Genomic DNA, 23,111 nt, shown 5'->3' on the forward strand with positions numbered 1-23,111 from the left:
AAAAGCCGTGCAAGGAGGGAAAGATGCGAAAGCGCGTTTCGTCGGCCCTGTGCGCGGGGCTTTGTCTGACCGGTGCGGCCGCCCCGGCCAGCCCCTTCACCACCGCCGCCGAGGTCAGGCCGATCTTGCAGGCGACGCAGGCGCAATGGCTGGCCGTGCGCGAATACGACGGGCAGGATCTGGTCTATTTCAGCCAGTTGCTCAGCTGGCGCTGCGGGCTGACGCAGATCCGGTACGGGCTGAACGATGCCCCGCCCGAGATCGTCTTTCCGATGGAGCCCTGCCACGAGGACAGCGCCGCCCCGAATGCGGTGACCGGCGATATGGTCTATCTGCGCGCGCCGCTGGGGTCGGTCCGCTCGATCCGGGTGCTGCTGATCTATGATGACGGCATGACCGAGGAGGCGCGCTTCGAGCGCGCGCAAATCCTGATGCCCTGAGCGAAATGCAAAACGGGGCGTTTCCGCCCCGTTTGTGCCACCCTTCCCGGGGGAAGTGGTGGGTGACCCTGGAATCGAACCAGGCGTGGGTCTCCCCGGCGGAGTTACAGTCCGCTGCCGCACCTTGCAGCTCGTCACCCGACGGGGGCGATGTAGCGAAGGGGGCAGGGGGCGTCAAGCAGCATTTTTGCGCCCCCTTGCCAAAGCGGGCCCCGCAGCGCACAGAGACCACATGAGAGGTGCAAGATGAAGAAACCGGAGTGGGTGATCGAGAAGGAACGCGCCAAGCGGGCGGCGGCGTCGGAAACGCTGTGGCTGTTCGGTCTGCATGCGGTGCGCGACGCGCTGGTGAACCCCGATCGGGTCAAGCTGCGGCTGGTCCTGACGAAGAATGCCGCCGACAAGCTGGGCGAAGCGATCGCGGCGGGCGGTCTGGCGCCCGAGATCGTCGATCCGCGCAAGTTCGATGCCCATGTGCCGCTCGGCCCCGATCAGGTGCATCAGGGCGCGGCTTTGGAGGTGAAGCCGCTCGACTGGGGCAAGCTCGCCGATGTGGCGCTGACGGGGGCGGGGCTGCCGCTGGTCGTGCTGCTCGATCGCGTTACCGATCCGCATAACGTCGGCGCGATCCTGCGCTCGGCCGAGGTCTTTGGCGCCCGCGCCGTGGTGGCGCCCGCGCGCCATTCCGCGCCCGAAACCGGGGCTCTGGCCAAGACCGCCTCGGGGGCGCTGGAACGCCAGCCCTATCTGCGCGTCACCAATCTGGCCGAGGCGATGGAGACCCTGCGCGACATGGGCTACGTGCTGATCGGTCTGGCGGGCGAGGCCGGGCTGACGCTCGCCGAGGGGCTGGCGCGGGCCGGGTCGCGGCCGGTGGCGCTGGTGCTGGGCGCCGAGGGGCCGGGGCTGCGCGAAAAGACCCGGGCCACCTGCGATCATCTGGTGCGCGTGCCCTTTGCCGGGGCCTTCGGCTCGCTCAATGTGTCGAACGCGGCGGCGGTGGCGCTTTATGCCGCGACCAGCGCCCGCGGGGATGGCTGACGGCGTCGGCTGAGATGGGGCGGCCGAGATCACGAAAGGGCGATTTTTCGGGAATCTTTCTCTGCGACCCTTTAACGCGGCTTTCACATCCCTATGTCTCAGTGGTGAGGCGCGGGCCTGGAACTTCCGCGTCGACTGTCACTGTCCCTCGTTCCACACTTTCGCGCCCGGTGCCCCCTGTGGTCCGGGCGTTTTTTCCTGACCGGAGGCACCGATGACGGATGCAGAGCTGCGGGAGATCCTTGCCACCCCCCGCACGATCGCCCTTCCGGGTTTTTCCGCCAGTCCCGACCGCCCCTCGCACGAGGTGGCGGCCTTTCTGCAGGCGCGCGGCCACCGGGTGATTCCGGTCAATCCGGGGCTCGCCGGGCAGGTGATGCTGGGCGAAACGGTCTATCCTGATCTGGCGGCGATCCCGCGGGACATCGTCCTCGACATGGTCGATGTCTTCCGCGCCCCTGCGGCCGTGCCCGGGATCGTCGAACAGATGCTGACCCATCGCCCCGAGGCGCGGGTGCTCTGGCTGCAACTTGGCGTGATCCACCCCGAGGCGGCGGCGCGGGCCCGGGCCGCGGGCAAGCTGGTGGTGATGGACCGCTGCCCGAAACTCGAGATCGCGCGTCTGGGGCTGTAGAAGGGGGGGCGCTGCCCCCTCTTTGCGCTGACGCGCAAATTCACCCCCGGGATATTTGCACCAAGGTGAAAGCCGCGCCCGCGTTTCGTTTCACCTTGGCTCAAATATCCCGGGGGGTGAATGCGCAGCAGAGGGGGGCAGCGCCCCCCCCTTCTTGCCTCAGCCTTTCACCGCCGCGGCGGCTTCGACGATGGCGGAGGCGATGAAATCAAGCTCGGGGCGGGTGAGCCGCGCGGGCAGGCGGGTGTCGCAGGCGCGCATCAGCATCGCCCGGGTTTTCGGCAGATCGGGCTGTTCGCCCAGGAATTGCCAGTTCCAGAAGGCGCGGGCATTGTCGGGGGAAAGGCCGAAGACCTGCACGCCGACACCGCGGGCTTTCGCCTCGTCCTGCAGCCGGATCGCCTCGGCATCGGTCCAGTCGCCCACCAGATTGAACTGCAGGCTGTCCGGCGCGCGGGTTTCCGGGGCAAGCGGCGGCGGTACGTCAAGCCAGGGGCTTTCGTTCAGCTTTTCCGCGACATGGTCATGGTTCGCCAGCCCGGCAGAGACGCGCCGATCCAGCTCGGGCAGTTGCGGGCGGATCACCGCGGCCGACAGGTTCTGCATCCGCGTGTTGTAAAGCGGCAGCTTGTTTTGCCAATGCACGAAGCTGTTCTGCAGGCCCGGGTGTTTCTTCCAGTTCTGTTCATAGGCGCCCGACATGATGATCGCCCGCGCCGCCAGTTCCGGATCGTCCGTCACCAGCACGCCGCCTTCGCCCGCGTTCACCATCTTGTAGCTCTGGAAGCTGAAGCAGCCGATCTTGCCGATCGTGCCGATCTTGCGCCCGTGCCAGAGCGTGCCAAGCGAATGCGCCGCATCCTCGATCACCGGCACGCCCCGGGCCTCGGCCAGTTCCATGATCGCATCCATGTCCGAGGTATGGCCGCGCATGTGGCTGATCATCACCGCCGCGATCGTGTCGTCGAATTTGGCGCGGAAATCCTCCAGATCAATGCGGAAGTTTGCGCCGACCTCGACCAGCACCGGTTCGCAATCGGCATGGACAATCGCCGAGGGCACGGCGGCGAAGGTGAAGGCAGGCACCAGCACGCGCGCGCCGCGCGGCAGATCAAGCGCCTTCAGCGACAGGAAGAGCGCGGCGGAACAGGAGGCGACACAGACCGCGTAGCGCACCCCCATCAATTCGGCGAATTCGGCTTCGAGCTGCGCCACCGGCGCATTCTCGGAGGTGTAGCGGAACAGATCCCCGGTGGCGAGCAGCCGTTCGATCTCGGCGCGGGCGGCCTCGGGGATCGGTTCGGCATCGTAGCAATTCGGAGGGGTCTGACCGTCGCGGGGCATGTTCAGCTTTCCTGAATGTGACATTCAGAAACGCTTTAGACCCGTGCCCCGCGCCCGCCAAGTGAAAGTTTCGCGACGCGGCCAAGCGCCGCCTAGAGCCCCAGCCGATCGCGCAGCGAAAACCACGTCATCCCCGCCAGAAGCAGCGGAAACCGCAGCGCCACCCCGCCCGGAAAAGCCGGTTGCGGCAGGCTGGCCATCACGTCGAAACCATCGTCCGTCGCCGTGATCGCCTCGGCCATCAGTTTGCCCGCATGGATCGCCAGCGCCACCCCATGGCCGGAATAGCCCGAGGCCGAGAGGCAATTCGGCGCGGGGCGGCGGAAACAGGGCATCCGGTTCACGGTAATCGCCAGCGTGCCGCCCCAGGCATGGGTGAAGCGCACGCCTTTCAACTGCGGATAGACCTCTTCCAGCGGTTTGCGCACCTTCGCGGCAATGTCGGCGGGGAAGCGGTAACTGACCGTCTCGCCGCCGCCGAAGATCAGCCGATCTTCGTGCAGGCGCCAGTAATTGACCACGAATTTCAGATCATGGGCGGCGATGTCGCGCGTCAGCACCTCGCGCACGCGGTCCCCAAGGGGTTCGGTCGCGACGATGTAATTGTTGATCGGCATCACCCGCGCGGCGATTTGCGGTTCCAGCCGGTCAAGGTAGCCGTTCGCCCCCAGCACCAGATGATCCGCGATCACAGCGCCCGCGTCGGTCTCGATCCGGCTTTTCGCCCCCGCCGCTTCGCCGTGGCTGATCCGCGTCACCGCCGAGCGTTCAAAGATCACCGCGCCCGCCGCCTCGGCCAATCGCGCCAGACCCAGACACAGGTTCAGGGGATGCACATGGCCCGCTCCGTGATCCAGATCGCCGCCCGTATAGACGGGCGAGGGCACAAGCGCCTGCGCCGCGGCCTTGTCGAGCGTCTCGATCTGGTCATAGCCGTAATGGCTGGCCAGATGTTCGGCTTCGTCCTGCAGCCAAGCCACTTCCGCGCGCTTGCGGCCCAGATGCGCAATGCCGCGCCGCGTGGGCACGCCCGCCTGATCGGCCAAGGCATAGGTCAGGGCCTTCGCCTCCTCGGCCATGTCCCACAGCCTGCGCGTCGTTTCCTTGCCCACCAGCTTTTCCAGCGTGCCGACATCGAGCCGCTGCCCTGAGCCGATCTGCCCGCCATTGCGGCCCGAGGCGCCAAAGCCCGCCCGATGCGCTTCCAGCACGACGACCTTGCGGCCCGCCCGCGCCAGATGGAGCGCAGCGGAAAGCCCGGTATAGCCGCCGCCCACGACGCAGACATCGGCGCGCATCTCGCCCCGCAATGCGGGCCGGTCGGGGGAAGGGTCACGGGTGGATGCGTAGAAGCTGGCGGGGTATTCCCCCGCCCGGTCATTCACATGCAACAGATCCATGCGTCACACGTTCAACAGAAGGTGTTCGCGCTCCCACGGGCTGATGACCTGCAGGAATTCCTTGTATTCGTTGCGCTTGACCGCCTCGTATACCGTGCAGAACTCGACCCCGAGCGCCTCGCGCACCGGGCCGCTGTCGGCAAACAGATCCAGCGCATCGCCCAGATTGAACGGCAGGTCGGTCTCGCCCATATAGGCGTCGCCCTGACATTCCGCGCGCGGCATCTTTTTCTCTTTCAGCCCCAGATAGCCGCAGACCATCGAGGCCGCGAGGCCGAGATAGGGGTTGCAATCCATCCCCGCGAGCCGGTTTTCCAGCCGCCGCCCGGACGGGTCCGAGATCGGCACGCGCAGCCCCGTCGTGCGGTTGTCGCGGCCCCATTCGATGTTGATCGGCGCCGCGAAATCCGGGACATAGCGGCGATAGCTGTTCACATAGGGTGCCAGCAGCGCCACCACCGCGGGAAGATGCGTCTGCATGCCGGCGATGAAATGCAAAAACTGCTCGCTTTCGCCGCCATCGGGGTTCGAAAAGATGTTCCGCCCGGTCTTGGCGTCGATCACCGACTGGTGGATGTGCATGGCAGACCCGGGTTCGCCCTCGATCGGTTTCGCCATGAAGGTGGCGAAGCAATCGTGGCGCAACGCCGCCTCGCGGATCAGCCGCTTGAAATAAAAGATCTGATCGGCAAGCGCGACCGGATCGCCATGCGCCAGGTTGATCTCGACTTGCCCCGCGCCGCCCTCTTGCAAGATGCCGTCGATCTCGAAGCCCTGCGCCTCGGCGAAGTCGTAAATGTCGTCGATCACCTTGCCATATTCATCGACCGCCGACATCGAATAGGCCTGTTTCGCCGCCGCCCGCCGCCCCGAGCGCCCCATCGGCGGGATGATCGGCTGGTTCGGGTCAAGGTTGCGCGCCACCAGAAAGAATTCCATTTCCGGGGCGACGATCGGCTTCCAGCCCTCGGCCTCGTAAAGCGCGACGACGCGCTTGAGAACGTTTCTGGGCGCCACCGGCATCGGATTGCCCTGCTGGTCGAAGACGTCGTGGATCACCTGAAGCGTGATGTCGGCGGTCCAGGGCGCGGCCGAGGTGGTGGACCAGTCGGGCGTCAGCACCATGTCGGGCTCGGTAAAGGCGCCCATCGGGTTGTCGGCCCATTCGCCGGTGATCGTCTGCAGAAAGATCGAATTCGGCAGGTAGAAGCGGTCCTGATAGGCGAATTTCGAGGCGGGCATGGCCTTGCCGCGGGCGACGCCCGCGATGTCGGCAACGATGCATTCCACCTCGTCAAGGCGGTGCCCGGCGATGTAGTCGCGGGCGGCTTTGGGAATAAGGGCGGTCCAGTCCGGAGATTTGCGTGACATGTCTTTCGCTTTCCAATGGGTTGAGGGAAGTCGGACAGTCACGCGGCAGGGTCGGGCATCAGGCGGGCCAGCGGCACGCCTTCGGAAAAGAATTCAGGATCGGCACAGCCGGTCAGGATCGGCTTGCGATGCGCCGCCGCCGCGCGCCGCCCTTCCATCGCCGCGGGCGCGGTGAAGGGGGAGACGCAGGGCATCGGCGCGGGGGCCATGATCAGCCCCGCTTCAGGAAGAAATCGGCGATCTGATCCGCCACGCGGGCGGCATCGGTGCCGCGCCCCGTGGCCATCCTTGCCCGCGCCTCGGTCATCAGCGGATCGGGGACAAGACCCGGGCCGCGCGTTGCCATCAGCCCCTCGACAAAGGCATCGCGGAATTCGGGATGGGCCTGAATCGTCAGCGCGGTGTCGCCATAAACAAGCGCCGCGTTTTCGCAAAAGTCGTTGCAGGCGATGACCTTGGCCGTGTCGGGCCGCACCGTCACCTGATCGCGGTGCCAGGCGTTCAGCACCACGGGATCGCCGCCGAAATCATAGGTTTGCGGCCCCACCGCCCAGCCGCCGGGGAAACGCTCGACCTTGCCGCCCATCGCCTGGGCGATGATCTGATGGCCAAAACAGATGCCGACCAGCGGCACCCTTTCGACAATTGCCTTGCGGATGAACTCTTCCAGCGGCGGAATGAAGGCATGGCTTTCATAGGCGCCATGCCGCGAGCCGGTGATCAGCCAGCCCGCGCAGGCCCGCACGTCGGCGGGAAACGCCATCGCCTCGACATTGAAGGTCTGAAACGTCAGCCCGTGATCCGCCAGAAGCGCCACGAACATGTCGGGATAATCGCCCGCTTCCCCCCGCAGAATGTCGGGGGACTGGCCTGTTTGCAGGATGCCGATACGCATGGGTGTCTCGTGATTGGATGGCCAAGCCTAGCCCCGCCGCCCGGCCCGGGCAAGGGGGGGCGACCTCTGCCCCGGTCCGCCCGCGGATATTTGATCAAAAGCGGGGCAGGCTGCCCGAAACCGCGCCGCCCGCCGTCAGACCCCTTTCGGATCGCGGCCCGGATCGCCCGTCCCGATCCAGGCGGTGACCGGCGCGGGGCGGCCGAAATGGTAGCCCTGCAGGAAATCGGCGCCGCTGCGCCGCAGCAGCACGGCATCGGTCTCGGTCTCGATGCCCTCGGCGACGATGTCGAGTTCCATCGCCCGGGCCAGCCCGATGATCGACTTCACCATCCGCATGCCCTGTTGCCCCTCCTCGATCGAGCGCACGAAGGAACGGTCGATCTTCAGCTCGTCAAAGGGCATCCGCGTCAGATAGCCGATCGAGGCGAAACCGGTGCCGAAATCGTCCAGCGCCAGCCGGAAGCCGCTGTCGCTGAGCGCGATCAGCTCCTGGGCGATCGTCACGTCGTCGCGCATGACGACCTGTTCGGTCACCTCCACCACGATCCGTTCGGGCGCGATCCCGTGCGACACCACGACCTGATGGAACCGTTTCGCAAAGCCGCGGCTCATCAGCTGCGCGGGCGAGACGTTGATGCCGACCCCGACCCCCTGCAGCTGGCGCATGTCGGCACAGATCAGATCGAGCAAGAGCCAGCCCAGCGGCATGATCAGCCCGCTGGCCTCGGCGACCTTGATGAAGCGGTCGGGGGCGACCGGCCCCAGTTCGGGCGAGGTCCAGCGAGCCAGCGCCTCATAGCGCACCGGCCGCGCGCCGGGGATGACCGGAACGATCGGCTGATAATGGATCGCGAAGCCCTCGCCCGCGGCAAGGGCGCGGCGCAATTCCCGCTCGACCCGCTTGTGGTCGATATCCTCGGTTTCCATCCGCTTGTCGTAGCGCACCACCTCGAGCGTCTCGCGCAGCTTGGCGGAATACATCGCCCGGTCGGCGCGGCGCAAAAGCTCGTCATGGTCCATGCCGCGATGATCCTCGAAGACAAGGCCCTTGGAGGACAGAACATCGAAGCTGACCCCGCCGCACTGGATCGGCACCTCGGACAGGGCGCTGATCTGACGGCATTTTTCCTCGACGATCCGGTCCAGATCGGCGCTGGCGGAGAAGACCACGAAGAATTCGTCGCCGCCGTAGCGCGCCACGAAGGCGGTGTCGTCGGCAATCGTCCGCAACCGGGCGCCGAATTCCACCAGAAAGGCATCGCCGCCCAGATGGCCGACGGTGTCGTTGATCAGCTTGAAGCGCACCAGATCAATGACCAGAACCGCGCAATCGACATCGGGCCTGGTGCGCAGTCGCCCCAGATGTTCGCGCATCGCAAAGCGGTTCGGCAGGCCCGTCAGCGCGTCGATGCGGGCGCGGTCGAAAGAGATCGCCTCGCGCTCGATCAGACCCGCCGCCTTGGAGCGCAGAAGCATCGCGGCGGACCAGGAAATCACCACGAACAGCCCGCTGATCCCCGCCATGATCGGGAACATCTTCCAGAACAGCTGGGTTCCGGGCTGCGGCGGCGTCCAGCGCAGCCAGGCCACCGGCGTGCCATCGACGCCGGGCAGGGCCGCGCGGATGTCGGTTTGCGGCGCGACCGTGGTCACCGCCAGCCCGGCGATGGCGAATTCCCGTTCCATGTCCTGCAGACGCTCCGGCTGCAGGATCTTGCCGATCGCGGCGATCGGGGCGCTGCCGGGAACGACCCCGGCCAGCAGATCGGGGTCTTCGGGCAGAAGATAGGAGCCGCTGAACATCACCGGCTGACCGTCGCGCAACTCGAAGAAATCATGGCTCTGGCGCCGCTTCGGGTCGAGACCGGGCGCGATCTTGCGCAGGGCCGCCCGTGTCGGCTCGGACAGCAAGCCCGATTGCGGCGCCAGCCCCGCCCCCGCGCGCCAGGACAGCGGCGCCGCAAAGGGGCCGTCGAAGATCTCGGCATATTGGAAGACCTCGCCGCGATGGGCGGAAATGCCGTAATTCGACGCGAGCCGGTCCAGTTCCCGATCGCGGGCATCCAGATAGAGATCGGTCCAGTTGTGATAGTCGCTGGCGAGCAGCGCCACCTGTTCTTGCATGTTGCGCAGGCGCCCGGCCACGCGGCGGGCGGATTCCTCGGCGGCGCTTTCGTCCATGGTGGTGCGCACCGAAAGCAGCGACAGCCACAGGATCGCCATCACCGCAAGCAGCACCGCGGTCACCAGGACCACGATCTGCCGCGGCAGGGTGTTGCCGCTCATCAGGCGGCGACTTCTTGCAGGCGCGGCAGGCCGTTTTCGAACCCGAGCACGCAGACCTGAGCGTAATCGCAGGTCAGTTCGCTTCCGGGCGCAAGGTCGCGGGCGGCGATCATCTCCTCGCCCCGGTCGATCAGGCTGGGCGTCGGGCTGTGGTTCATGAACATGTCTCCATCATTTCCGAGCCGAAAGATCCCGAGATGCGGGATATATTCGGCGTGGTGAAGGACAGTCTGCGCCAGATCTTCGGGGAATTTTGCCAGCATGGCCGCCGGGATGTCCACATCAAACATCGGGTCATGGCGCCAGACGGTTTCGCCGGCGCGGATCGGCACCCGGGTGAACACGCCAAGGCCGTGAATCTGGCTGCGGGAGACATAGTGCTTTACGAGAAACATGGAAAATCTCTTGTTTGGGGTCTTGGTTTGAACTCAGGCCTCTGTCTGCATCAGGACGACGGCGAGAATCGCCGCGCCCAGCCCGGCGATCTGGCGCATCGAGAGCGTTTCCCCGAAGACGACGACGCCCAGCCCGGTCAGCAGAAGGATGGTGGCGGTGCTGTAGAGAACGGCGATCTGCGCCAGGTTGTGGCTTTGCATCAGCCACATCCAGCCGACCGCGGTGGCGGCATAAAGCGCCGCCCCGCCCGCCAGCCAGACCGCCGCTTGCGGCCAGCCGCGCAGCGCGGCGCATTTGAGCGCGTAATCCCCGACGATGGTGAGGATGACAATTCCGGCCAGTATGAGATAGGATCGCATCGCGCAACACTCCTGATGTGGACAGCTTTCCAACCATGTCCCAAAATTAAGGTTAAGATGATTGTTGCGCCGGGCGGGCCAATCGGAAAAACGAATAAAATTTTGTGGTTTTCGCGCAGCGGTTGCGCGGGCGCCCGCAAGGGGGCACCGGCGGACGGCTGCGGGGCAGGGCGGCAGGACGGGCGGGCGGTCCGGGCGTGGTTGCGGGGGCCCGTTGAGTCAGCCAGTTGAGTCATGGGCCTTGCGCTTGCGCGGGTGAAAACCTACATTGGGATCGTTCCGCAAGGGACTATGGGTGTAGACGGGCCAACTAGGCTGGATCGGACGGGGGTGCGAATCCCCCCACCTCCACCAATCTTCCCGGGCTAACGGGACTGCGGGGGTGAATTAGGGTCGACGAACGGTTGAATGGGTACTTGCATCTCGGTTGGACGCAGCCGTTATCTGCTCAAATGTACAGTTGCCAACGACAACCGTGCTCCGGTGGCTCTGGCTGCGTAAGCAGCTCGGGTACCGAAACCTAAAGTCCTTACGCTTAGCCGCTTAAGGCGGGGCTCGCAGGTGCCTGGCAACAGAAACCTGCACCTTTCCCTCCCCCCTTTTCTTGCCCGACGAATCCCCTATGCTGGGGCCAAAGGAAAGGCGGACAGATGACCCGTTCGATCGACTACGGCACGCTCATGCACCGCGCCATGCGCGGCCTGATCCAGACTGTCCTGACCGAGGTGGCCGAACACGGCCTGCCCGGGGCGCATCATTTCTTCATCACCTTCGACACCCGCGCGCCCAAGGTCGAGATGGCGGACTGGCTCAAATCCCGTTACCCCGAGGAAATGACCATCGTCATCCAGCACTGGTTCGAAAACCTTGTCGTCACCGACGAGGGCTTCTCGATCACGCTGAACTTCGGCAACCAGCCCGAGCCGCTGGTGATCCCCTTTGACGCCGTGCATACCTTCGTCGACCCCTCGGTCGAATTCGGCCTGCGCTTCGAATCGCAAGACAGCGAGGAGGACGAAGACGAAGAGGACGACGAACCGGAAGAGGTGCCGGAAAAGCCCCGCACCGAAGCCGAAGTGGTCAGTCTCGACAAATTCCGCAAGTAAGAGCCGAGCCATGTTCAACTTCCTCAAGCCGAAAGTCACCACCACCCTCACCGCCCACCTGCCGACCTGCCTGCACAAGGACGACCGCGTCCTGCGCTATGACGGCCCGGTGCAGAAGATGCTTGCCGCCGAGGGGCTGGGCGCCGTCGTCAGCGGCACCACGACCCTCAACGCCGAGGGCCGGGGGACCGCCTCGCAGGTCGTCTTCACCGTGACCGGGCTGGATGCCAGGCTGTTGGACCGGCTGGTGGCGCATTTCGACAGCCTTGGCGCGCCGAAGGGCTCGTGGTTCACCGATGCCGAGGGCAAGGACCTGCGCCGTTTCGGCACCACCGAGGTCGTGGTGATGGAGCTTGACCCGGCCGTCCTGCCCGCGGGGCAGAGTGCCGCGCAGGTCGCCGCAACGCTGATGGGCCCGATCGAGGAACGCGTCAGCTCCGCCGGGCGGCTGCAGGGCACGGCCACCTATCCGGCCGCGGTGGAGCTTTATTTCCACTGCCGCTCGCCGCGCATCGTCGAGGCCGCTTTGGCCGAGCTTCTGGCGCATCATCCCCTGTGCCGCAATGCCCGCGTCTACCGGATGGCCGTCGACGCCTGAACCCGGTATACGGTTGCATGCCGATTGCAAAACATGTCCCGCCGTCCTATGACGCGCGGGACATTTCGCATCACGGAGGCCCACGATGACCGCGACCCGCACCGAGACCGACAGCTTCGGTCCGCTTGAGGTTCCCGCCGACAAATATTGGGGCGCGCAGACGCAGCGCTCGATCCTGAATTTCCCGATCGGCTGGGAACGTCAGCCGAAACCGATCATCCGCGCGCTGGGCGTGATCAAGAAGGCCGCCGCGCTGGTGAACAAGGCGCAGGGCGATCTGGACCCGGCTTTGGCCGATGCCATCGCCGCCGCCGCGACCGAGGTGATCGAGGGCAAGTTCGACGACAACTTCCCGCTGGTGGTCTGGCAGACCGGGTCCGGCACGCAGTCGAACATGAACGCGAACGAGGTGATCTCGAACCGCGCGATTGAAATGCTGGGCGGCGTGATGGGCTCGAAAAAGCCCGTGCACCCGAATGACCATGTGAACATGGGGCAAAGCTCGAACGACACGTTCCCGACCGCGATGCATGTGGCGATTGCCTGCCACGCGCGGGACGTGCTGATCCCCGGGCTGGAAAAACTCTCGAAGGCGCTTTGGGCGAAGTCGGAAGAATTCAAGGATATCATCAAGATCGGCCGCACCCATACGCAGGATGCGACGCCCTTGACGCTGGGTCAGGAATTCTCGGGCTATGCGACGCAGGTGGACCGCGGCATCGAGCGGGTGAAGCTGGCCCTGCCGCATATCTATGAGCTGGCGCAGGGCGGCACCGCCGTCGGCACCGGGCTGAACACCCGCGTGGGCTGGGATACCCGCATCGCCGCGCAGATCGCCGAGATCACCGGGCTGCCCTTCGTCACCGCGCCGAACAAGTTCGAGGCGCTGGCCGCCCATGACGCGATGGTGTTCTTCTCGGGCGCGCTGAAGACCGTGGCGGCGTCGCTTTTCAAGATCGCGAACGACATGCGTCTGCTGGGGTCCGGCCCGCGTTCGGGTCTGGGCGAGCTGATCCTGCCGGAAAACGAACCGGGCAGCTCGATCATGCCGGGCAAGGTGAACCCGACGCAGGCCGAGGCGCTGACGATGGTTTGCGCCCATGTCATGGGCAATGATGCCGCCATCGGCTTCGCGGGCTCGCAGGGGCATTTCGAGCTGAACGTCTACAACCCGATGATGAGCTACAACGTGCTGCAATCCATGCAGCTTCTGGGCGACTCGGCTTCGGCTTTCACCGACAACATGGTGGTGGGCACGCAGGCGAACACCGCGCGGATCGACAAGCTGATGAAGGAAAGCCTGATGCTGGTGACGGCGCTGGCCCCGACCATCGGGTATGACGCCGCGACCAAGGTGGCGAAGACCGCGCACAAGAATGGCACGACGCTGCGCGAAGAAGCGATTGCGCTGGGCTATGTCGATGGCGAGACCTTCGACCGCGTCGTGCGTCCGGAAGACATGATCAGCCCGAAAGGCTGAGGTCGAAAGGCGGGAACCGGGCGTTCCGGTTCCCGCCGCTCAACTGCGGTCCAGATTCATCGCGATCAGGTCGCGCACCTGCGCCGCATGGGTCACGGGCAGCATGTGCCCGCCCCCCGGAATGCAGGCCACCCCCACATCGGAAAGCCGCGCCGCAATCGCCTCGCAGACCGGGGGGACGATGGCCGGGCTTTGATCGCCATGCAGGATCATCACCGGCGCGTCGATCGCCTCGATCCCGTCGGGGCGCCAGATCTGCCCCGGATCGGTAAAGTTGGCCGAAGAAATATTGCCCACCATCGGCATCTGCGCGGCAAAGCGGGCGCGGTGATGCGCGGGCAGATCCTCCCACGGCACGCCCGCGCCCCAGGCGCCCATGAAGCCCTTGGCGGCATCTTCATGATCGCCCGCGGCGATCATCGCCTCGAAATGATCCTGATGGCCGCGCAGCGTGACCCAATCGGCGCTGCCCTCGACCGCCTTGAACAGCACCGGTTCGATCAGCGTCAGGGACCGGATCGCTTCCGGTGCCGCCACCGCCAGCCGTAGCGCCACCGAGGCGCCGAAACTATGGCCGACCAGATCGAGCGGCCGGTCGATGAAGCTCGCCGCGATCTGCGTCGCAAGGCGCTGAAAGGCGCCGTGTTCCGCCCCCTCGGCCGACCAGTCGGCGGATTGCCCATGCCCCGGCTGATCGAAACTCGTCGCGGTGACGGTTTCGCCGAGCGGTTCCAGCACCGGCCCCCAAAGGCTGGACGTGCCGAGCGTGCAGTGAATGGCCAGCATCGGCCGCGGCCCGGTGCCAAAGCTTTGCCAGAAGATCTCGTGGCCCTGCCGGATGTCCCTCGCCATCAAAGCGTGCCCAGATGCGCGTCAAGGAACTCGAGCCGATCCTGCCCCCAGAAGCGCTGGTCGGTCTCGCGCACGATATAAAACGGCGCGCCGAAAACGCCACGATCAACCGCCTCTTCAAGGTTCTTCTCATAGGCCATCGCCCCGGTGAAAAGCCCGGTGGTGACAAGGTTCGGATCGAACCCGGTCGCGGAGAGCGTCTCGCGCAGCACGTCATCTTCGCCGATGTTGCGATCCTCGACCCAAAGGGCGCGCAGGATCGCCCGCACCAGCGCGCCGACATCGCCGCCGCCTGCCGCCTGCGCCGCGATCACGGCATAGGACCCCGGCGCCGCATTCGGCGGATAGATCGTGGGCTTCAGCTTCATCTCCATCCCCAGATGCTGCGCCCAACGCGCCAGTTCCTGATTGCGATAGGCCATCCGCGAGGGATGCCGCGCCGCGGGCCGCACGCCGCCGGTGCGGTCGAACAGCGCCAGCACGTCCAGCGGCTTGTAACTGATGGTGGCGCCATGTTTCGCAGCAATCCGCTCCAGCCGGTCGCCGGCCAGATAGGTCCAGGGGCTGAACACCGAGAAAAAGTAATCAATCTGCGCCATGTTATCGCTCCCCCGGCTTGCAAGGTTTGCGGGCAGGCTAGCCCGGTGCTAAGGCAGGCGCAATCCGGCGAATCCGCTGCTGCCGCAGCGGCAAGAAAGGAACTGCCATGGCTGCGATGACTGAACCGAAGCTGATTTCCGGCAATGCGAACCGGCCTCTGGCGCAGGCGATCGCGCGGCGGATGTCGATGCATCGCGGCATGTCGGTGGGGCTGGTCGATGCCCGCGTCGAGCGCTTCAACGATCAGGAAATCTTCGTCGAAGTCTATGAAAACGTCCGCGGCGAGGACATGTATATCATCCAGCCGACCTCGAACCCGGCGAACGACAACCTGATGGAACTGCTGATCATGACCGATGCGCTCAAACGCTCGTCGGCCGATCGCATCACCGCCGTGATCCCCTATTTCGGCTATGCGCGCCAGGATCGCCGCGCCAAGGCCCGCACACCGATTTCGGCGAAACTGGTGGCGAACCTGCTGACCGAGGCCGGGGTGGACCGGGTGCTGACGCTCGATCTGCACGCGACGCAGATTCAGGGCTTCTTCGACATTCCGGTGGACAACCTTTACGCCGCGCCGGTCTTTGCCCTTGATATCTTGCACAATTTCAAAGGCGCGCGGGAAGATCTGATGGTGATTTCGCCCGACGTGGGCGGGGTGGCGCGGGCGCGCGAGCTGGCCAAACGGATCGGGGCACCGCTTGCCATCGTCGACAAGCGCCGCGAAAAGGCGGGCGAGGTCGCGGGGATGACGGTGATCGGCGAGGTCACCGGCAAGAAATGCATCATCGTCGATGACATCTGCGACACGGCGGGGACTTTGTGCAAGGCGGCCGAGACGCTGATCGCCGCCGGCGCGACCGAGGTGCACAGCTACATCACCCACGGCGTCCTTTCGGGTCCGGCGGTGGAGCGGGTGGAAAATTCGGTGATGAAATCGCTGGTCATCACCGATTCGATCGAGGCCACCGAAGAGGTGAAGAACGCCCGCAACATCCGCATCGTGCCGACCGCGCCGATGTTCGCGCAGGCGATCCTGAACACCTGGTCGGGCACTTCGGTGTCGTCGCTCTTTGAGACCGACACGCTGGTGCCGATCTACGAGGGGCTTTATTCGACGCTGTAACCGCTGGACAGGCGGCGCGATTTCGACAAGGCTCGGGTCATGCTGATCCGGGCCTTTTTGCTGTTTCTTCTGGGGGCCGCGCCGGTGGCGGCCGCCGATTGCGTGGTGTTGCTGCACGGGCTCGCGCGCAGCCCGAACTCGCTTTTCGTGCTGGACCAGGTGTTGCAGGCGCGTGGGCGCCGGGTGGTGAACCTGGACTATCCCTCGACGACAGAGCCGGTCGAGCGGCTGGCAGGCCGGATCGACGCCGCCATAACGGCCTGCGGGCCGGGGCGGGTCGATGTGGTGACGCATTCGATGGGGGGGATCTTGCTGCAGATCTGGGCCGGGCGGAGCCGGAACGCCGCGCGCATCCACCGGGCGGTGATGCTGGCGCCGCCGAATGGCGGGTCGGAAATCGTCGACGCCTTTCGCGATCAGGCCTGGTTTGGCTGGATGAACGGCCCGGCGGGGCTTGCCCTTGGCACCGGCGCCGCCGATGCGCCCGCGCGCCTGCCGGTGCCACAGTTCGAATTCGCGGTGATCGCGGGATCGGACAGTCTCAATCCGATCACCTCCTGGCTGATTCCGGGGCCCGATGACGGCAAGGTCTCGGTGGCCAGCGCGAAACAGGCGGGGATGGCGGATTTTCTGGTGCTCCCGGTGACCCACACCTGGATGATGGATGACCCCCGCGTCATCGTCGAGGTGCTTGCCTTTCTCGACACCGGCAGGTTCGCGCCGGTGCCGGGCTGGGCCGAGGCCTTGCGCCAGCTTGCCGGGCAGGGTGGCGGTGCAGGGCAGGGGCGGTGAGGCTCAGACGTCCAGTTCTTCCACAAACCGCGCGTTGGCGGTGATATACTGGAACCGCAACTCGGGCTTTTTCCCCATCAGCCGCTCCACCAGATCATCCGTCTCGCCCGAGAATTCGTCGTCGATGGTGACGCGGATCAGCTTGCGCGTCGCCGGGTTCATCGTCGTGTCCTTCAGATCCTTGGCGTCCATCTCGCCCAGACCCTTGAAGCGCTGCACGTCGATCTTGCCGCGCCCGCCCAGACCCTTGGCCAGCCAAAGCTCTTTCTCGGCATCGTCGGCCACATAGATCCGCTTCGCCCCCTGCGTCAGGCGATAAAGCGGCGGGCAGGCCAGATAAAGATGGCCCTTGTCGATCAGCCCCCGCATCTGGGTGAAGAAGAAGGTCATCAGCAGCGAGGCAATATGCGCGCCGTCGACATCGGCATCGGTCATGATGATGATCTTGTCATAGCGCAGATCATCGACGCGGAACTTGCTGCCCAGCCCCACCCCCAAGGCCTGCGCCAGATCGTTGATCTCCTGGTTCTGGCCGAGCTTGGAACTCGCCGCGCCCAGCACGTTCAGGATCTTCCCCCGCAGCGGCAGCAGCGCCTGCATCGTCCGATCCCGCGCCATCTTGGCCGAGCCGCCCGCCGAGTCGCCTTCGACGATGAACAGTTCCGTCCCCTCGCGGTTCGTGGCCGAACAATCGACCAGCTTCCCGGGCAGCCGCAGCTTCTTCGTCGCCGACTTGCGCGAGGTTTCCTTTTCCGCCTTGCGCCGCAGCCGTTCCTCGGCCCGCAGGACAAGGAAATCGAGGATCGCCCCCGCGGCCTTGGTGTCGGTGGTCAGCCAGGTGTCGAAATAGTCGCGCACCGCATTTTCCACCCAGCGCGCGGCTTCCTCCGTGCTCAGCCGGTCCTTGGTCTGGCCGACGAAGGACGGCTCGCGGATGAAGATCGAGATCAGCGCGCAGCCGCCCGTGAGCATGTCTTCACGGGTGATCTGCGCCGCCTTCTTGTTGTTGATCCGCTCGCCATAGGCGCGGATGCCCTTGAGGATCGCCGCCCAGAACCCGGCTTCGTGCGTGCCGCCCTCGGGGGTGGGCACGGTGTTGCAATAGCTGTGGATGAAGCCATCGCGCACCGGGGTCCAGTTGATCGCCCATTCGACCGAACCGGGGATGTTGTATTTTTCCTCGAAACTCACCCGCCCCGCAAAGGGCTTGTCGGAATAGGTCGAGGCCCCGGTCAAGGCTTCGGCCAGATAATCGGCCAGCCCATTCGGGAAATGAAAGGTCGCTTCCGTCGGCGTGTCGCCATCCGCAATCGCCGTCTTCCAGCGGATTTCCACGCCCGAAAACAGATAGGCCTTCGAGCGCGTCATCTTGAAGAGCCGCGCCGGTTTCAGCGTGAGCGCGCCGAAAATCTCCGGGTCGGGGTGAAAGGTCACGGTGGTCCCGCGCCGATTGGGCGCCGCGCCCAGCTTCGCCACCGGCCCCTGCGGCACCCCGCGCGAAAAGCGCTGCTCGTAAAGCTCCTTGTTGCGGGCGACCTGCACCACCATCAGATCGGACAGCGCATTCACCACCGAAGAGCCGACCCCGTTCAACCCGCCCGAGGTCGAATAGGCCTTGTTCGAGAATTTCCCCCCGGCATGCAGCGTGCACAGGATCACCTCCAGCGCCGATTTGCCGGGGAATTTCGGATGCGGATCAACGGGAATGCCGCGGCCATTGTCGCGCACGGTGACCGAGCCATCGGCGTTCACCTCGACCTCGATCCGGTTGGCGTGCCCCGCCACGGCTTCGTCCATGGCATTGTCGAGGATCTCGGCCACCATGTGATGCAGCGCGCGCTCATCGGTGCCGCCGATATACATGCCGGGCCGCTTGCGCACCGGTTCCAGCCCTTCGAGCACCTCGATCGAGGAGGCGTCATAGGTCTCGGTCGGGGTCGAGGACAAAAGATCGCCGGACATGGTGCTCGCTTTCATTGGTGTTCTTGAGATGCAGAGATACCGCAGCTTGGGCCCCCGGGGCAAGAAGGGGGCGCTGCCCCCGTCCCTTCGGGACTCCCCCGGGATATTTGAGGCAAGATAAAGGGGCATGATTTTATCTTGCCCGAAATATCCCGGGGGGTGAATGGCGCAGCCAGAGGGGGGCAGCGCCCCCCCCCTTCGCGGGCGGGGCGCAGGCGCGCCGCAACAGGTCGTGCCCCTTTGTCATTCTGTCGCACCCATGTCATAAGCAGGCCGCATCGATGTCCGAACCGTTCCGAAAGGCCGCCCCATGACCCGCATTCTCCAGTCGCTCGCCGAAATCTCCGCCCGTTACGACGTGCTTTTGTGCGATCTCTGGGGCTGCGTGCACAATGGCGTCGCGCCCTTCCCGGCGGCCATCGCGGCGCTGGAAGGGTTCCGCGGGCAGGGCGGCCGGGTGATCCTGATCACCAATGCGCCGCGCCCGGCCCGTTTCGTCGCGGAAGGGCTCGACCGGATGGGGGTCCCGCGCGAGGCCTGGGATGCCATCGTCACCTCGGGCGATGCGGCGCAGGATGCGATGTTCGCGGGCGCGGTCGGGCGCAAGATCTGGCATCTTGGGCCGCGAAAGGACGACGGTTTCTTCACCGAGATCCCGAAGGACTGGGCGGGCCGCGCCGATGTCGAGCGCGTCCCCTTCGATCAGGCCGAGGGCATCGTCTGCACCGGCCCCTTTGACGAATTGAACGAAGTGCCCGAAGATTACCGCCCCCGCTTCCTGGAAGCCAAGACCCGCGGCCTGCCGATGCTTTGCGCCAATCCCGATGTGGTGGTGGACATGGGCGAAACCCGGATCTACTGCGCCGGGGCGCTGGCCGCGCTTTACGAGGAAATGGGCGGGCGCACGCTCTATTTCGGCAAGCCGCATCCGCCGATCTATGACATGGCCCGGCGCCGCATGGCCGAGTTCGGTCTGGCCGATGACAGCCGCGTGCTGGCGATTGGCGATGGCATCAACACCGATGTGGCGGGCGCGATGGGCGAAAATCTGGACGTGCTCTTCGTTTCGGGCGGGCTTGCCGCCGAGCAGTTCGGCCCGAATGTCGAGGCGCCGAACCCCGACCTGCTCAAGGGCTGGCTTGACGCCCGCCAGCAGGACCCGCGCTACACGATCGGCCGGCTGCGCTGAAATGCGCCCGCAACTATCTTGCGTTCGACCTTCGTCCTGGGTTCATAAGTTTCGCTGCGCTTGCATGGTGGTGGCCGCCGTGCTAAGCGGCGGCGCAACATGACCCCAAGCCGGAGCGCCCCCATGACCGACCAAATCCAACGCGGCACGATCTGCATCGACGAGCTGGAGGTCGGCATGATGCGCAGCCTGACCAAGGAAATCACCGACCGCGACATCGAACTGTTTGCCGAGGTCTCGACCGACCGCAACCCGGTCCACCTTGATCAGGCCTTCGCCGAGGGCACGATGTTCAAGGGCCGGATCGCGCATGGGATGCTCTCGGCCGGGCTGATCTCGGCGGTGATCGGCGAGCAGCTGCCGGGCCATGGCACGATCTATCTGGGTCAGTCGCTGAAATTCCGCGCCCCGGTGCGGCCGGGCGATATGGTCACGGCCGAGGTCACGGTGGCAGCGATCGACCCGGTGAAGCGTCGCGTGACCCTTGAAACCCGCTGCCGCGTGGGCGATACGGTGGTGATCGAGGGCGAGGCGCAGGTTCTGGCGCCCGCCTGCAAGAGCTGACACGACCGGCGGCCTCGCCGGAGGCGGGGACAAGACCGGCGATGCAGACCTATACCCACTGGACGGGGCTTTCGCCCGAGGCGCGCGGCGCCTCGGTGGCGATGGGCAATTTCGACGGGGTGCATCTGGGGCATCAATCGGTGATCGACCTTGCCCGCGGCCGCGAGCCCTTGGGCATCATCACCTTTGAACCCCATCCGCGCGAGGTCTTTGCCCCCGACGCCGCGCCCTTCCGGCTGATGAACGCGGAAGCCCGCGAACACCGGCTGGCGAAGCTTGGGGTGACGCGGCTTTACGAGCTGCCCTTTGGCCCCGAGCTGGCGGGGATGGACCCGGAAACCTTCGCCCGCGACGTTCTGGCCCGGGGGCTGGGGGTCGCCCATGTCACGGTGGGCGGCGATTTCCGCTTTGGCAAGGGCCGCGCCGCGGGCACGGCGGAGCTGATCGCGCTGGGCCGCGACCTTGGCTTTGACGTCACGGTGGCGCCGCTTCTGCACATCGACGGGATCGAGGTTTCCTCGACCAATATCCGCAAGGCGCTGGCCGAGGGGCGGGTGCGCGACGCGGCCAAGATGCTGGGCCACCTGCACCGGATCGAGGGCGCGGTGATGCACGGCGACAAGCGTGGCCGCGACCTTGGCTTTCCGACCGCGAACATGTCGGTGGCGCGGCTGCATCTGCCCCGGCTTGGCGTCTATGCGGTCAAGGTCGATGTGCTGACCGGGCCGCAGGCGGGGGCTTACCTGGGCGCGGCGAGCCTTGGCGTGCGGCCGATGTTTGGCGAAAACGCCCCCAATCTGGAAACCTTCCTCTTTGATTTCGACGGCGATCTTTACGGCCAGCATCTGTCGGTCGCGCTCGTCGATTATCTGCGGCCCGAGATGAAATTCGACGGCCTGCCCGCGCTGATGACACAGATGACGCAAGATTGCGAAACCGCGCGCCAGATCCTGCGCTCTGCCTGAAGTGACTTTTCAAATGTCCAAATCCGAGTCACCTTTCGCGCGATGAGTAGTAATCTGCGCCCCCTGTTCTGGACCCTGCCGCTGGCCAAGCTGACCCCCGCCGAATGGGAGGCGCTTTGCGATGGCTGCGGCAAATGCTGTCTGAACAAGCTCGAATACGAAGACACCGGCGAGCTGGAATTCACCCGCGTCGCCTGTCGTCTGCTCGATGGCGAAAGCTGCCGCTGCCGCAATTATGAAATCCGGCATCAATTCGTGCCCGAATGCGTGCGGCTGACGCCGAAATCGCTGAAGAAAAGCGCCTATTGGATGCCCACGACCTGCGCCTATCGCCTGCGTTATGAGGGCAGGCCGCTGGAGCCCTGGCATTATCTGATTTCGGGCGATCCCGAGACGGTGCATGAAGCGGGCCAATCGGTGCGCGGCTGGACCGTCTCCGAGGCCGAGGTGCCCGAGGAAGACTGGCAGGACTACATCATCGAGGATCTCTGAATGCAGTTTGCGTCGGACAATACCGCGGGCGTCGCGCCCGAGATCATGGCGGCTCTGGCGGAGGCGAATGCGGGTCCTGTGGCCTCTTACGGCGCCGATCCGCTGACGGGCGCCGTGGTCGAGCATCTGCGCGAGATCTTCGAGGCGCCGCAGGCCGCGGTCTATCTGGTGGCGACGGGAACGGCGGCGAATGCGCTTTCTTGCGCGATCCTGACCCAGCCTTGGGGGGCGATCTTTTGCCACCGCAATGCCCATATCGAGGAAGACGAATGCGGCGCCCCCGAATTCTACACCGGCGGCGCGAAGCTGGTTCTGGTCGAGGGCGCGCATGCGAAGATGGACCCTGTCGGTCTGCGCGCGGCCATCTCCCATACCGCGCGGGCGGGGGTGCATAACGTGCAGCGCGGCATGGTCTCGCTGACCAACGCGACCGAGGCCGGGACGATCTACACCCCCGCCGAGGTGGCCGCGCTGAGTGCGGTGGCGCGGGATTACAAGCTGCCCGTGCACATGGACGGGGCGCGGTTTGCCAATGCGCTGGTCAGCCTGGGCTGCACCCCCGCCGAGATCACCTGGAAGGCCGGGGTCGATGTGCTGAGCTTTGGCGGCACCAAGAACGGCTGCATGGGGGTCGAGGCGGTGGTGATCTTCGATCCCGCCCGCGCCTGGGAATTCGAGCTGCGCCGCAAGCGCGGCGGGCATCTGTTTTCGAAACACCGCTTTCTGGCGGCACAGATGGCGGCTTACCTTGAGGGCGATCTGTGGCTGCGCCTTGCGCGGCAGGCGAATGCGATGGCCACGCGGCTCTCGGCCGGGATTGCGGCGATGCCGGGTGCCTCGCTGACCCATCCGACGCAGGCGAACGAGGTCTTCGCCGCCTTCCCCCGCGCGAGCCATCGTGCGCTGCAGGCTGCGGGGGCGTCCTATTACCTCTGGCCCTTTGATCAGTCGCTTGACGGCCCGGATGCCGAGCCGCTGGCCGCGCGGATGGTGACGAGCTGGGCCACGACCGAGGCCGAAATCGACGCGTTTCTGGCGCATCTCGGCTGAGCCCGGGGGGATTGGAGATTGGTCGCTCTCCGTTTTATTCGGACGCTTGACCGTTCCGCCTGTCCCGCCTAGAGCTTTGCCCATGCTACGGGCCTGTAGCTCAATGGTTAGAGCCGGGCGCTCATAACGTCTTGGTTGGGGGTTCGAGTCCCTCCGGGCCTACCAA

24 protein-coding genes, 2 tRNA genes and 1 other RNA gene are annotated in these 23,111 nt (G+C 65.6%); 15 read left to right on the forward strand and 12 right to left on the reverse strand.

What is annotated here, in order from left to right; translation table 11 throughout:
* Positions 1-23: 23 nt before the first annotated feature.
* Complete coding sequence (locus ACTTAG_RS04255; RefSeq protein ID WP_444464316.1) at positions 24-440, forward strand: hypothetical protein; 417 nt, start codon at positions 24-26, stop codon at positions 438-440.
* A 56-nt stretch (positions 441-496) separates the two neighbouring features.
* Here the strand turns inward: ACTTAG_RS04255 and ACTTAG_RS04260 are convergent.
* Positions 497-580, reverse strand: a tRNA-Tyr gene (locus tag ACTTAG_RS04260).
* Between the two features lie 106 nt (positions 581-686).
* Here ACTTAG_RS04260 and rlmB point away from each other — a divergent pair.
* Positions 687-1,481 carry a 23S rRNA (guanosine(2251)-2'-O)-methyltransferase RlmB gene (gene rlmB, locus ACTTAG_RS04265; protein ID WP_444464317.1) on the forward strand — a complete coding sequence of 265 codons (795 nt, stop codon included), beginning with the start codon at positions 687-689 and terminating at the stop codon, positions 1,479-1,481.
* 214 nt (positions 1,482-1,695) lie between these two features.
* Complete coding sequence (locus ACTTAG_RS04270; RefSeq protein WP_444464318.1) at positions 1,696-2,115, forward strand: CoA-binding protein; 420 nt, start codon at positions 1,696-1,698, stop codon at positions 2,113-2,115.
* 159 nt (positions 2,116-2,274) lie between these two features.
* Here ACTTAG_RS04270 and ACTTAG_RS04275 read toward each other — a convergent pair whose 3' ends face one another.
* From ACTTAG_RS04275 to ACTTAG_RS04310, 8 genes are all read right to left on the reverse strand, one after another.
* Complete coding sequence (locus ACTTAG_RS04275) at positions 2,275-3,459, reverse strand: DegT/DnrJ/EryC1/StrS family aminotransferase (protein ID WP_444464319.1); 1,185 nt, start codon at positions 3,457-3,459, stop codon at positions 2,275-2,277.
* Positions 3,460-3,551: 92 nt separating this feature from the next.
* On the reverse strand, positions 3,552-4,859 hold the full coding sequence (locus ACTTAG_RS04280) for an NAD(P)/FAD-dependent oxidoreductase (RefSeq protein ID WP_444464320.1): 1,308 nt from the start codon (positions 4,857-4,859) through the stop codon (positions 3,552-3,554).
* A 3-nt stretch (positions 4,860-4,862) separates the two neighbouring features.
* Positions 4,863-6,230 (reverse strand): glutamine synthetase family protein, encoded by a 1,368-nt coding sequence (locus ACTTAG_RS04285; RefSeq protein WP_444464321.1) that lies wholly within the window; start codon positions 6,228-6,230, stop codon positions 4,863-4,865.
* Positions 6,231-6,268: 38 nt separating this feature from the next.
* Positions 6,269-6,439 carry a hypothetical protein gene (locus tag ACTTAG_RS04290; RefSeq protein ID WP_444464322.1) on the reverse strand — a complete coding sequence of 57 codons (171 nt, stop codon included), beginning with the start codon at positions 6,437-6,439 and terminating at the stop codon, positions 6,269-6,271.
* A 2-nt stretch (positions 6,440-6,441) separates the two neighbouring features.
* A complete protein-coding gene (locus ACTTAG_RS04295) occupies positions 6,442-7,125 on the reverse strand; it encodes a type 1 glutamine amidotransferase (RefSeq protein ID WP_444464323.1) in 684 nt (227 codons plus the stop codon).
* Between the two features lie 135 nt (positions 7,126-7,260).
* Positions 7,261-9,414, reverse strand: a complete 2,154-nt coding sequence (locus tag ACTTAG_RS04300; protein WP_444464324.1) for a putative bifunctional diguanylate cyclase/phosphodiesterase — start codon at positions 9,412-9,414, stop codon at positions 7,261-7,263.
* Positions 9,414-9,809, reverse strand: coding sequence for an SET domain-containing protein-lysine N-methyltransferase (locus ACTTAG_RS04305; RefSeq protein ID WP_444464325.1), 396 nt, complete (start codon positions 9,807-9,809; stop codon positions 9,414-9,416). The genes ACTTAG_RS04300 and ACTTAG_RS04305 overlap by 1 nt, the downstream gene beginning before the upstream one ends.
* 33 nt (positions 9,810-9,842) lie before the next feature.
* Positions 9,843-10,169, reverse strand: coding sequence for a hypothetical protein (locus tag ACTTAG_RS04310; RefSeq protein WP_444464326.1), 327 nt, complete (start codon positions 10,167-10,169; stop codon positions 9,843-9,845).
* Between the two features lie 237 nt (positions 10,170-10,406).
* Here ACTTAG_RS04310 and ssrA point away from each other — a divergent pair.
* The 4 genes from ssrA (at position 10,407) to fumC (ending at position 13,353) form a co-directional block, all read left to right on the forward strand.
* Positions 10,407-10,755, forward strand: a transfer-messenger RNA (tmRNA) gene (gene ssrA, locus ACTTAG_RS04315).
* Between the two features lie 64 nt (positions 10,756-10,819).
* Positions 10,820-11,275 carry an SspB family protein gene (locus ACTTAG_RS04320; RefSeq protein ID WP_444464327.1) on the forward strand — a complete coding sequence of 152 codons (456 nt, stop codon included), beginning with the start codon at positions 10,820-10,822 and terminating at the stop codon, positions 11,273-11,275.
* Positions 11,276-11,285: 10 nt separating this feature from the next.
* On the forward strand, positions 11,286-11,873 hold the full coding sequence (locus ACTTAG_RS04325) for a hypothetical protein (protein WP_444464328.1): 588 nt from the start codon (positions 11,286-11,288) through the stop codon (positions 11,871-11,873).
* An 85-nt stretch (positions 11,874-11,958) separates the two neighbouring features.
* Entirely contained in the window at positions 11,959-13,353 is a 1,395-nt protein-coding gene (gene fumC, locus ACTTAG_RS04330) for a class II fumarate hydratase (protein ID WP_444464329.1), read from the forward strand.
* A 39-nt stretch (positions 13,354-13,392) separates the two neighbouring features.
* Here the strand turns inward: fumC and ACTTAG_RS04335 are convergent, their stop codons facing one another.
* A complete protein-coding gene (locus tag ACTTAG_RS04335) occupies positions 13,393-14,205 on the reverse strand; it encodes an alpha/beta fold hydrolase (RefSeq protein WP_444464330.1) in 813 nt (270 codons plus the stop codon).
* Positions 14,205-14,804 (reverse strand): 2-hydroxychromene-2-carboxylate isomerase, encoded by a 600-nt coding sequence (locus tag ACTTAG_RS04340; protein WP_444464331.1) that lies wholly within the window; start codon positions 14,802-14,804, stop codon positions 14,205-14,207. Before ACTTAG_RS04340 ends, ACTTAG_RS04335 begins: the two co-directional genes overlap by 1 nt.
* 107 nt (positions 14,805-14,911) lie before the next feature.
* On the opposite strand from ACTTAG_RS04340, the gene ACTTAG_RS04345 reads away from it, so the two are divergent.
* Both ACTTAG_RS04345 and ACTTAG_RS04350 read left to right on the forward strand, forming a co-directional pair.
* Entirely contained in the window at positions 14,912-15,931 is a 1,020-nt protein-coding gene (locus tag ACTTAG_RS04345) for a ribose-phosphate pyrophosphokinase (RefSeq protein WP_444464332.1), read from the forward strand.
* Positions 15,932-15,970: 39 nt separating this feature from the next.
* Positions 15,971-16,723, forward strand: coding sequence for an esterase/lipase family protein (locus tag ACTTAG_RS04350; RefSeq protein WP_444464333.1), 753 nt, complete (start codon positions 15,971-15,973; stop codon positions 16,721-16,723).
* 3 nt (positions 16,724-16,726) lie between these two features.
* Here the strand turns inward: ACTTAG_RS04350 and parE are convergent, their stop codons facing one another.
* Positions 16,727-18,685 carry a DNA topoisomerase IV subunit B gene (parE, locus tag ACTTAG_RS04355; RefSeq protein WP_444465196.1) on the reverse strand — a complete coding sequence of 653 codons (1,959 nt, stop codon included), beginning with the start codon at positions 18,683-18,685 and terminating at the stop codon, positions 16,727-16,729.
* Between the two features lie 310 nt (positions 18,686-18,995).
* Here parE and ACTTAG_RS04360 point away from each other — a divergent pair, with 310 nt between their 5' ends.
* The 6 genes from ACTTAG_RS04360 to ACTTAG_RS04385 all read left to right on the forward strand — a co-directional run bounded on the left by ACTTAG_RS04360 (position 18,996) and on the right by ACTTAG_RS04385 (position 23,110).
* Positions 18,996-19,874 (forward strand): TIGR01459 family HAD-type hydrolase, encoded by an 879-nt coding sequence (locus ACTTAG_RS04360; protein ID WP_444464334.1) that lies wholly within the window; start codon positions 18,996-18,998, stop codon positions 19,872-19,874.
* A 123-nt stretch (positions 19,875-19,997) separates the two neighbouring features.
* Positions 19,998-20,438: a MaoC family dehydratase gene (locus ACTTAG_RS04365; protein WP_444464335.1), complete on the forward strand. Its 441-nt coding sequence runs from the start codon at positions 19,998-20,000 to the stop codon at positions 20,436-20,438.
* A gap of 41 nt (positions 20,439-20,479) precedes the next feature.
* On the forward strand, positions 20,480-21,403 hold the full coding sequence (locus tag ACTTAG_RS04370; RefSeq protein ID WP_444464336.1) for a bifunctional riboflavin kinase/FAD synthetase: 924 nt from the start codon (positions 20,480-20,482) through the stop codon (positions 21,401-21,403).
* Between the two features lie 42 nt (positions 21,404-21,445).
* The gene (locus ACTTAG_RS04375; protein WP_444464337.1) at positions 21,446-21,895 is read left to right on the forward strand and encodes a YcgN family cysteine cluster protein; all 450 of its coding nucleotides are present in this window, start codon (positions 21,446-21,448) and stop codon (positions 21,893-21,895) included.
* Entirely contained in the window at positions 21,896-22,945 is a 1,050-nt protein-coding gene (locus ACTTAG_RS04380; protein ID WP_444464338.1) for a threonine aldolase family protein, read from the forward strand.
* Positions 22,946-23,034: 89 nt separating this feature from the next.
* A tRNA-Ile gene (locus ACTTAG_RS04385) sits at positions 23,035-23,110 on the forward strand.
* Position 23,111 lies beyond the last annotated feature (1 nt).

The organism is Rhodobacter capsulatus, from assembly GCF_052363185.1.
Classification (GTDB): domain Bacteria; phylum Pseudomonadota; class Alphaproteobacteria; order Rhodobacterales; family Rhodobacteraceae; genus Rhodobacter; species Rhodobacter capsulatus_E.

Bases quoted from the DNA above. Each gene is read 5' to 3' on its own strand.
- ACTTAG_RS04285 (WP_444464321.1), bottom strand. From the start codon at position 6,230: ATGTCACGCAAATCTCCGGACTGGACCGCCCTTATTCCCAAAGCCGCC.
- ACTTAG_RS04280 (WP_444464320.1), bottom strand. From the start codon at position 4,859: ATGGATCTGTTGCATGTGAATGACCGGGCGGGGGAATACCCCGCCAGC.
- ACTTAG_RS04305 (WP_444464325.1), bottom strand. From the start codon at position 9,809: ATGTTTCTCGTAAAGCACTATGTCTCCCGCAGCCAGATTCACGGCCTT.
- ACTTAG_RS04325 (WP_444464328.1), top strand. From the start codon at position 11,286: ATGTTCAACTTCCTCAAGCCGAAAGTCACCACCACCCTCACCGCCCAC.
- ACTTAG_RS04375 (WP_444464337.1), top strand. From the start codon at position 21,446: ATGAGTAGTAATCTGCGCCCCCTGTTCTGGACCCTGCCGCTGGCCAAG.
- ACTTAG_RS04365 (WP_444464335.1), top strand. From the start codon at position 19,998: ATGACCGACCAAATCCAACGCGGCACGATCTGCATCGACGAGCTGGAG.
- rlmB (WP_444464317.1), top strand. From the start codon at position 687: ATGAAGAAACCGGAGTGGGTGATCGAGAAGGAACGCGCCAAGCGGGCG.
- ACTTAG_RS04290 (WP_444464322.1), bottom strand. From the start codon at position 6,439: ATGGCCCCCGCGCCGATGCCCTGCGTCTCCCCCTTCACCGCGCCCGCG.
- ACTTAG_RS04320 (WP_444464327.1), top strand. From the start codon at position 10,820: ATGACCCGTTCGATCGACTACGGCACGCTCATGCACCGCGCCATGCGC.
- ACTTAG_RS04340 (WP_444464331.1), bottom strand. From the start codon at position 14,804: ATGGCGCAGATTGATTACTTTTTCTCGGTGTTCAGCCCCTGGACCTAT.
- ACTTAG_RS04350 (WP_444464333.1), top strand. From the start codon at position 15,971: ATGCTGATCCGGGCCTTTTTGCTGTTTCTTCTGGGGGCCGCGCCGGTG.
- ACTTAG_RS04335 (WP_444464330.1), bottom strand. From the start codon at position 14,205: ATGGCGAGGGACATCCGGCAGGGCCACGAGATCTTCTGGCAAAGCTTT.
- ACTTAG_RS04300 (WP_444464324.1), bottom strand. From the start codon at position 9,414: ATGAGCGGCAACACCCTGCCGCGGCAGATCGTGGTCCTGGTGACCGCG.
- ACTTAG_RS04370 (WP_444464336.1), top strand. From the start codon at position 20,480: ATGCAGACCTATACCCACTGGACGGGGCTTTCGCCCGAGGCGCGCGGC.
- ACTTAG_RS04310 (WP_444464326.1), bottom strand. From the start codon at position 10,169: ATGCGATCCTATCTCATACTGGCCGGAATTGTCATCCTCACCATCGTC.
- fumC (WP_444464329.1), top strand. From the start codon at position 11,959: ATGACCGCGACCCGCACCGAGACCGACAGCTTCGGTCCGCTTGAGGTT.
- ACTTAG_RS04360 (WP_444464334.1), top strand. From the start codon at position 18,996: ATGACCCGCATTCTCCAGTCGCTCGCCGAAATCTCCGCCCGTTACGAC.
- parE (WP_444465196.1), bottom strand. From the start codon at position 18,685: ATGTCCGGCGATCTTTTGTCCTCGACCCCGACCGAGACCTATGACGCC.
- ACTTAG_RS04345 (WP_444464332.1), top strand. From the start codon at position 14,912: ATGGCTGCGATGACTGAACCGAAGCTGATTTCCGGCAATGCGAACCGG.
- ACTTAG_RS04275 (WP_444464319.1), bottom strand. From the start codon at position 3,459: ATGCCCCGCGACGGTCAGACCCCTCCGAATTGCTACGATGCCGAACCG.
- ACTTAG_RS04270 (WP_444464318.1), top strand. From the start codon at position 1,696: ATGACGGATGCAGAGCTGCGGGAGATCCTTGCCACCCCCCGCACGATC.
- ACTTAG_RS04255 (WP_444464316.1), top strand. From the start codon at position 24: ATGCGAAAGCGCGTTTCGTCGGCCCTGTGCGCGGGGCTTTGTCTGACC.
- ACTTAG_RS04295 (WP_444464323.1), bottom strand. From the start codon at position 7,125: ATGCGTATCGGCATCCTGCAAACAGGCCAGTCCCCCGACATTCTGCGG.
- ACTTAG_RS04380 (WP_444464338.1), top strand. From the start codon at position 21,896: ATGCAGTTTGCGTCGGACAATACCGCGGGCGTCGCGCCCGAGATCATG.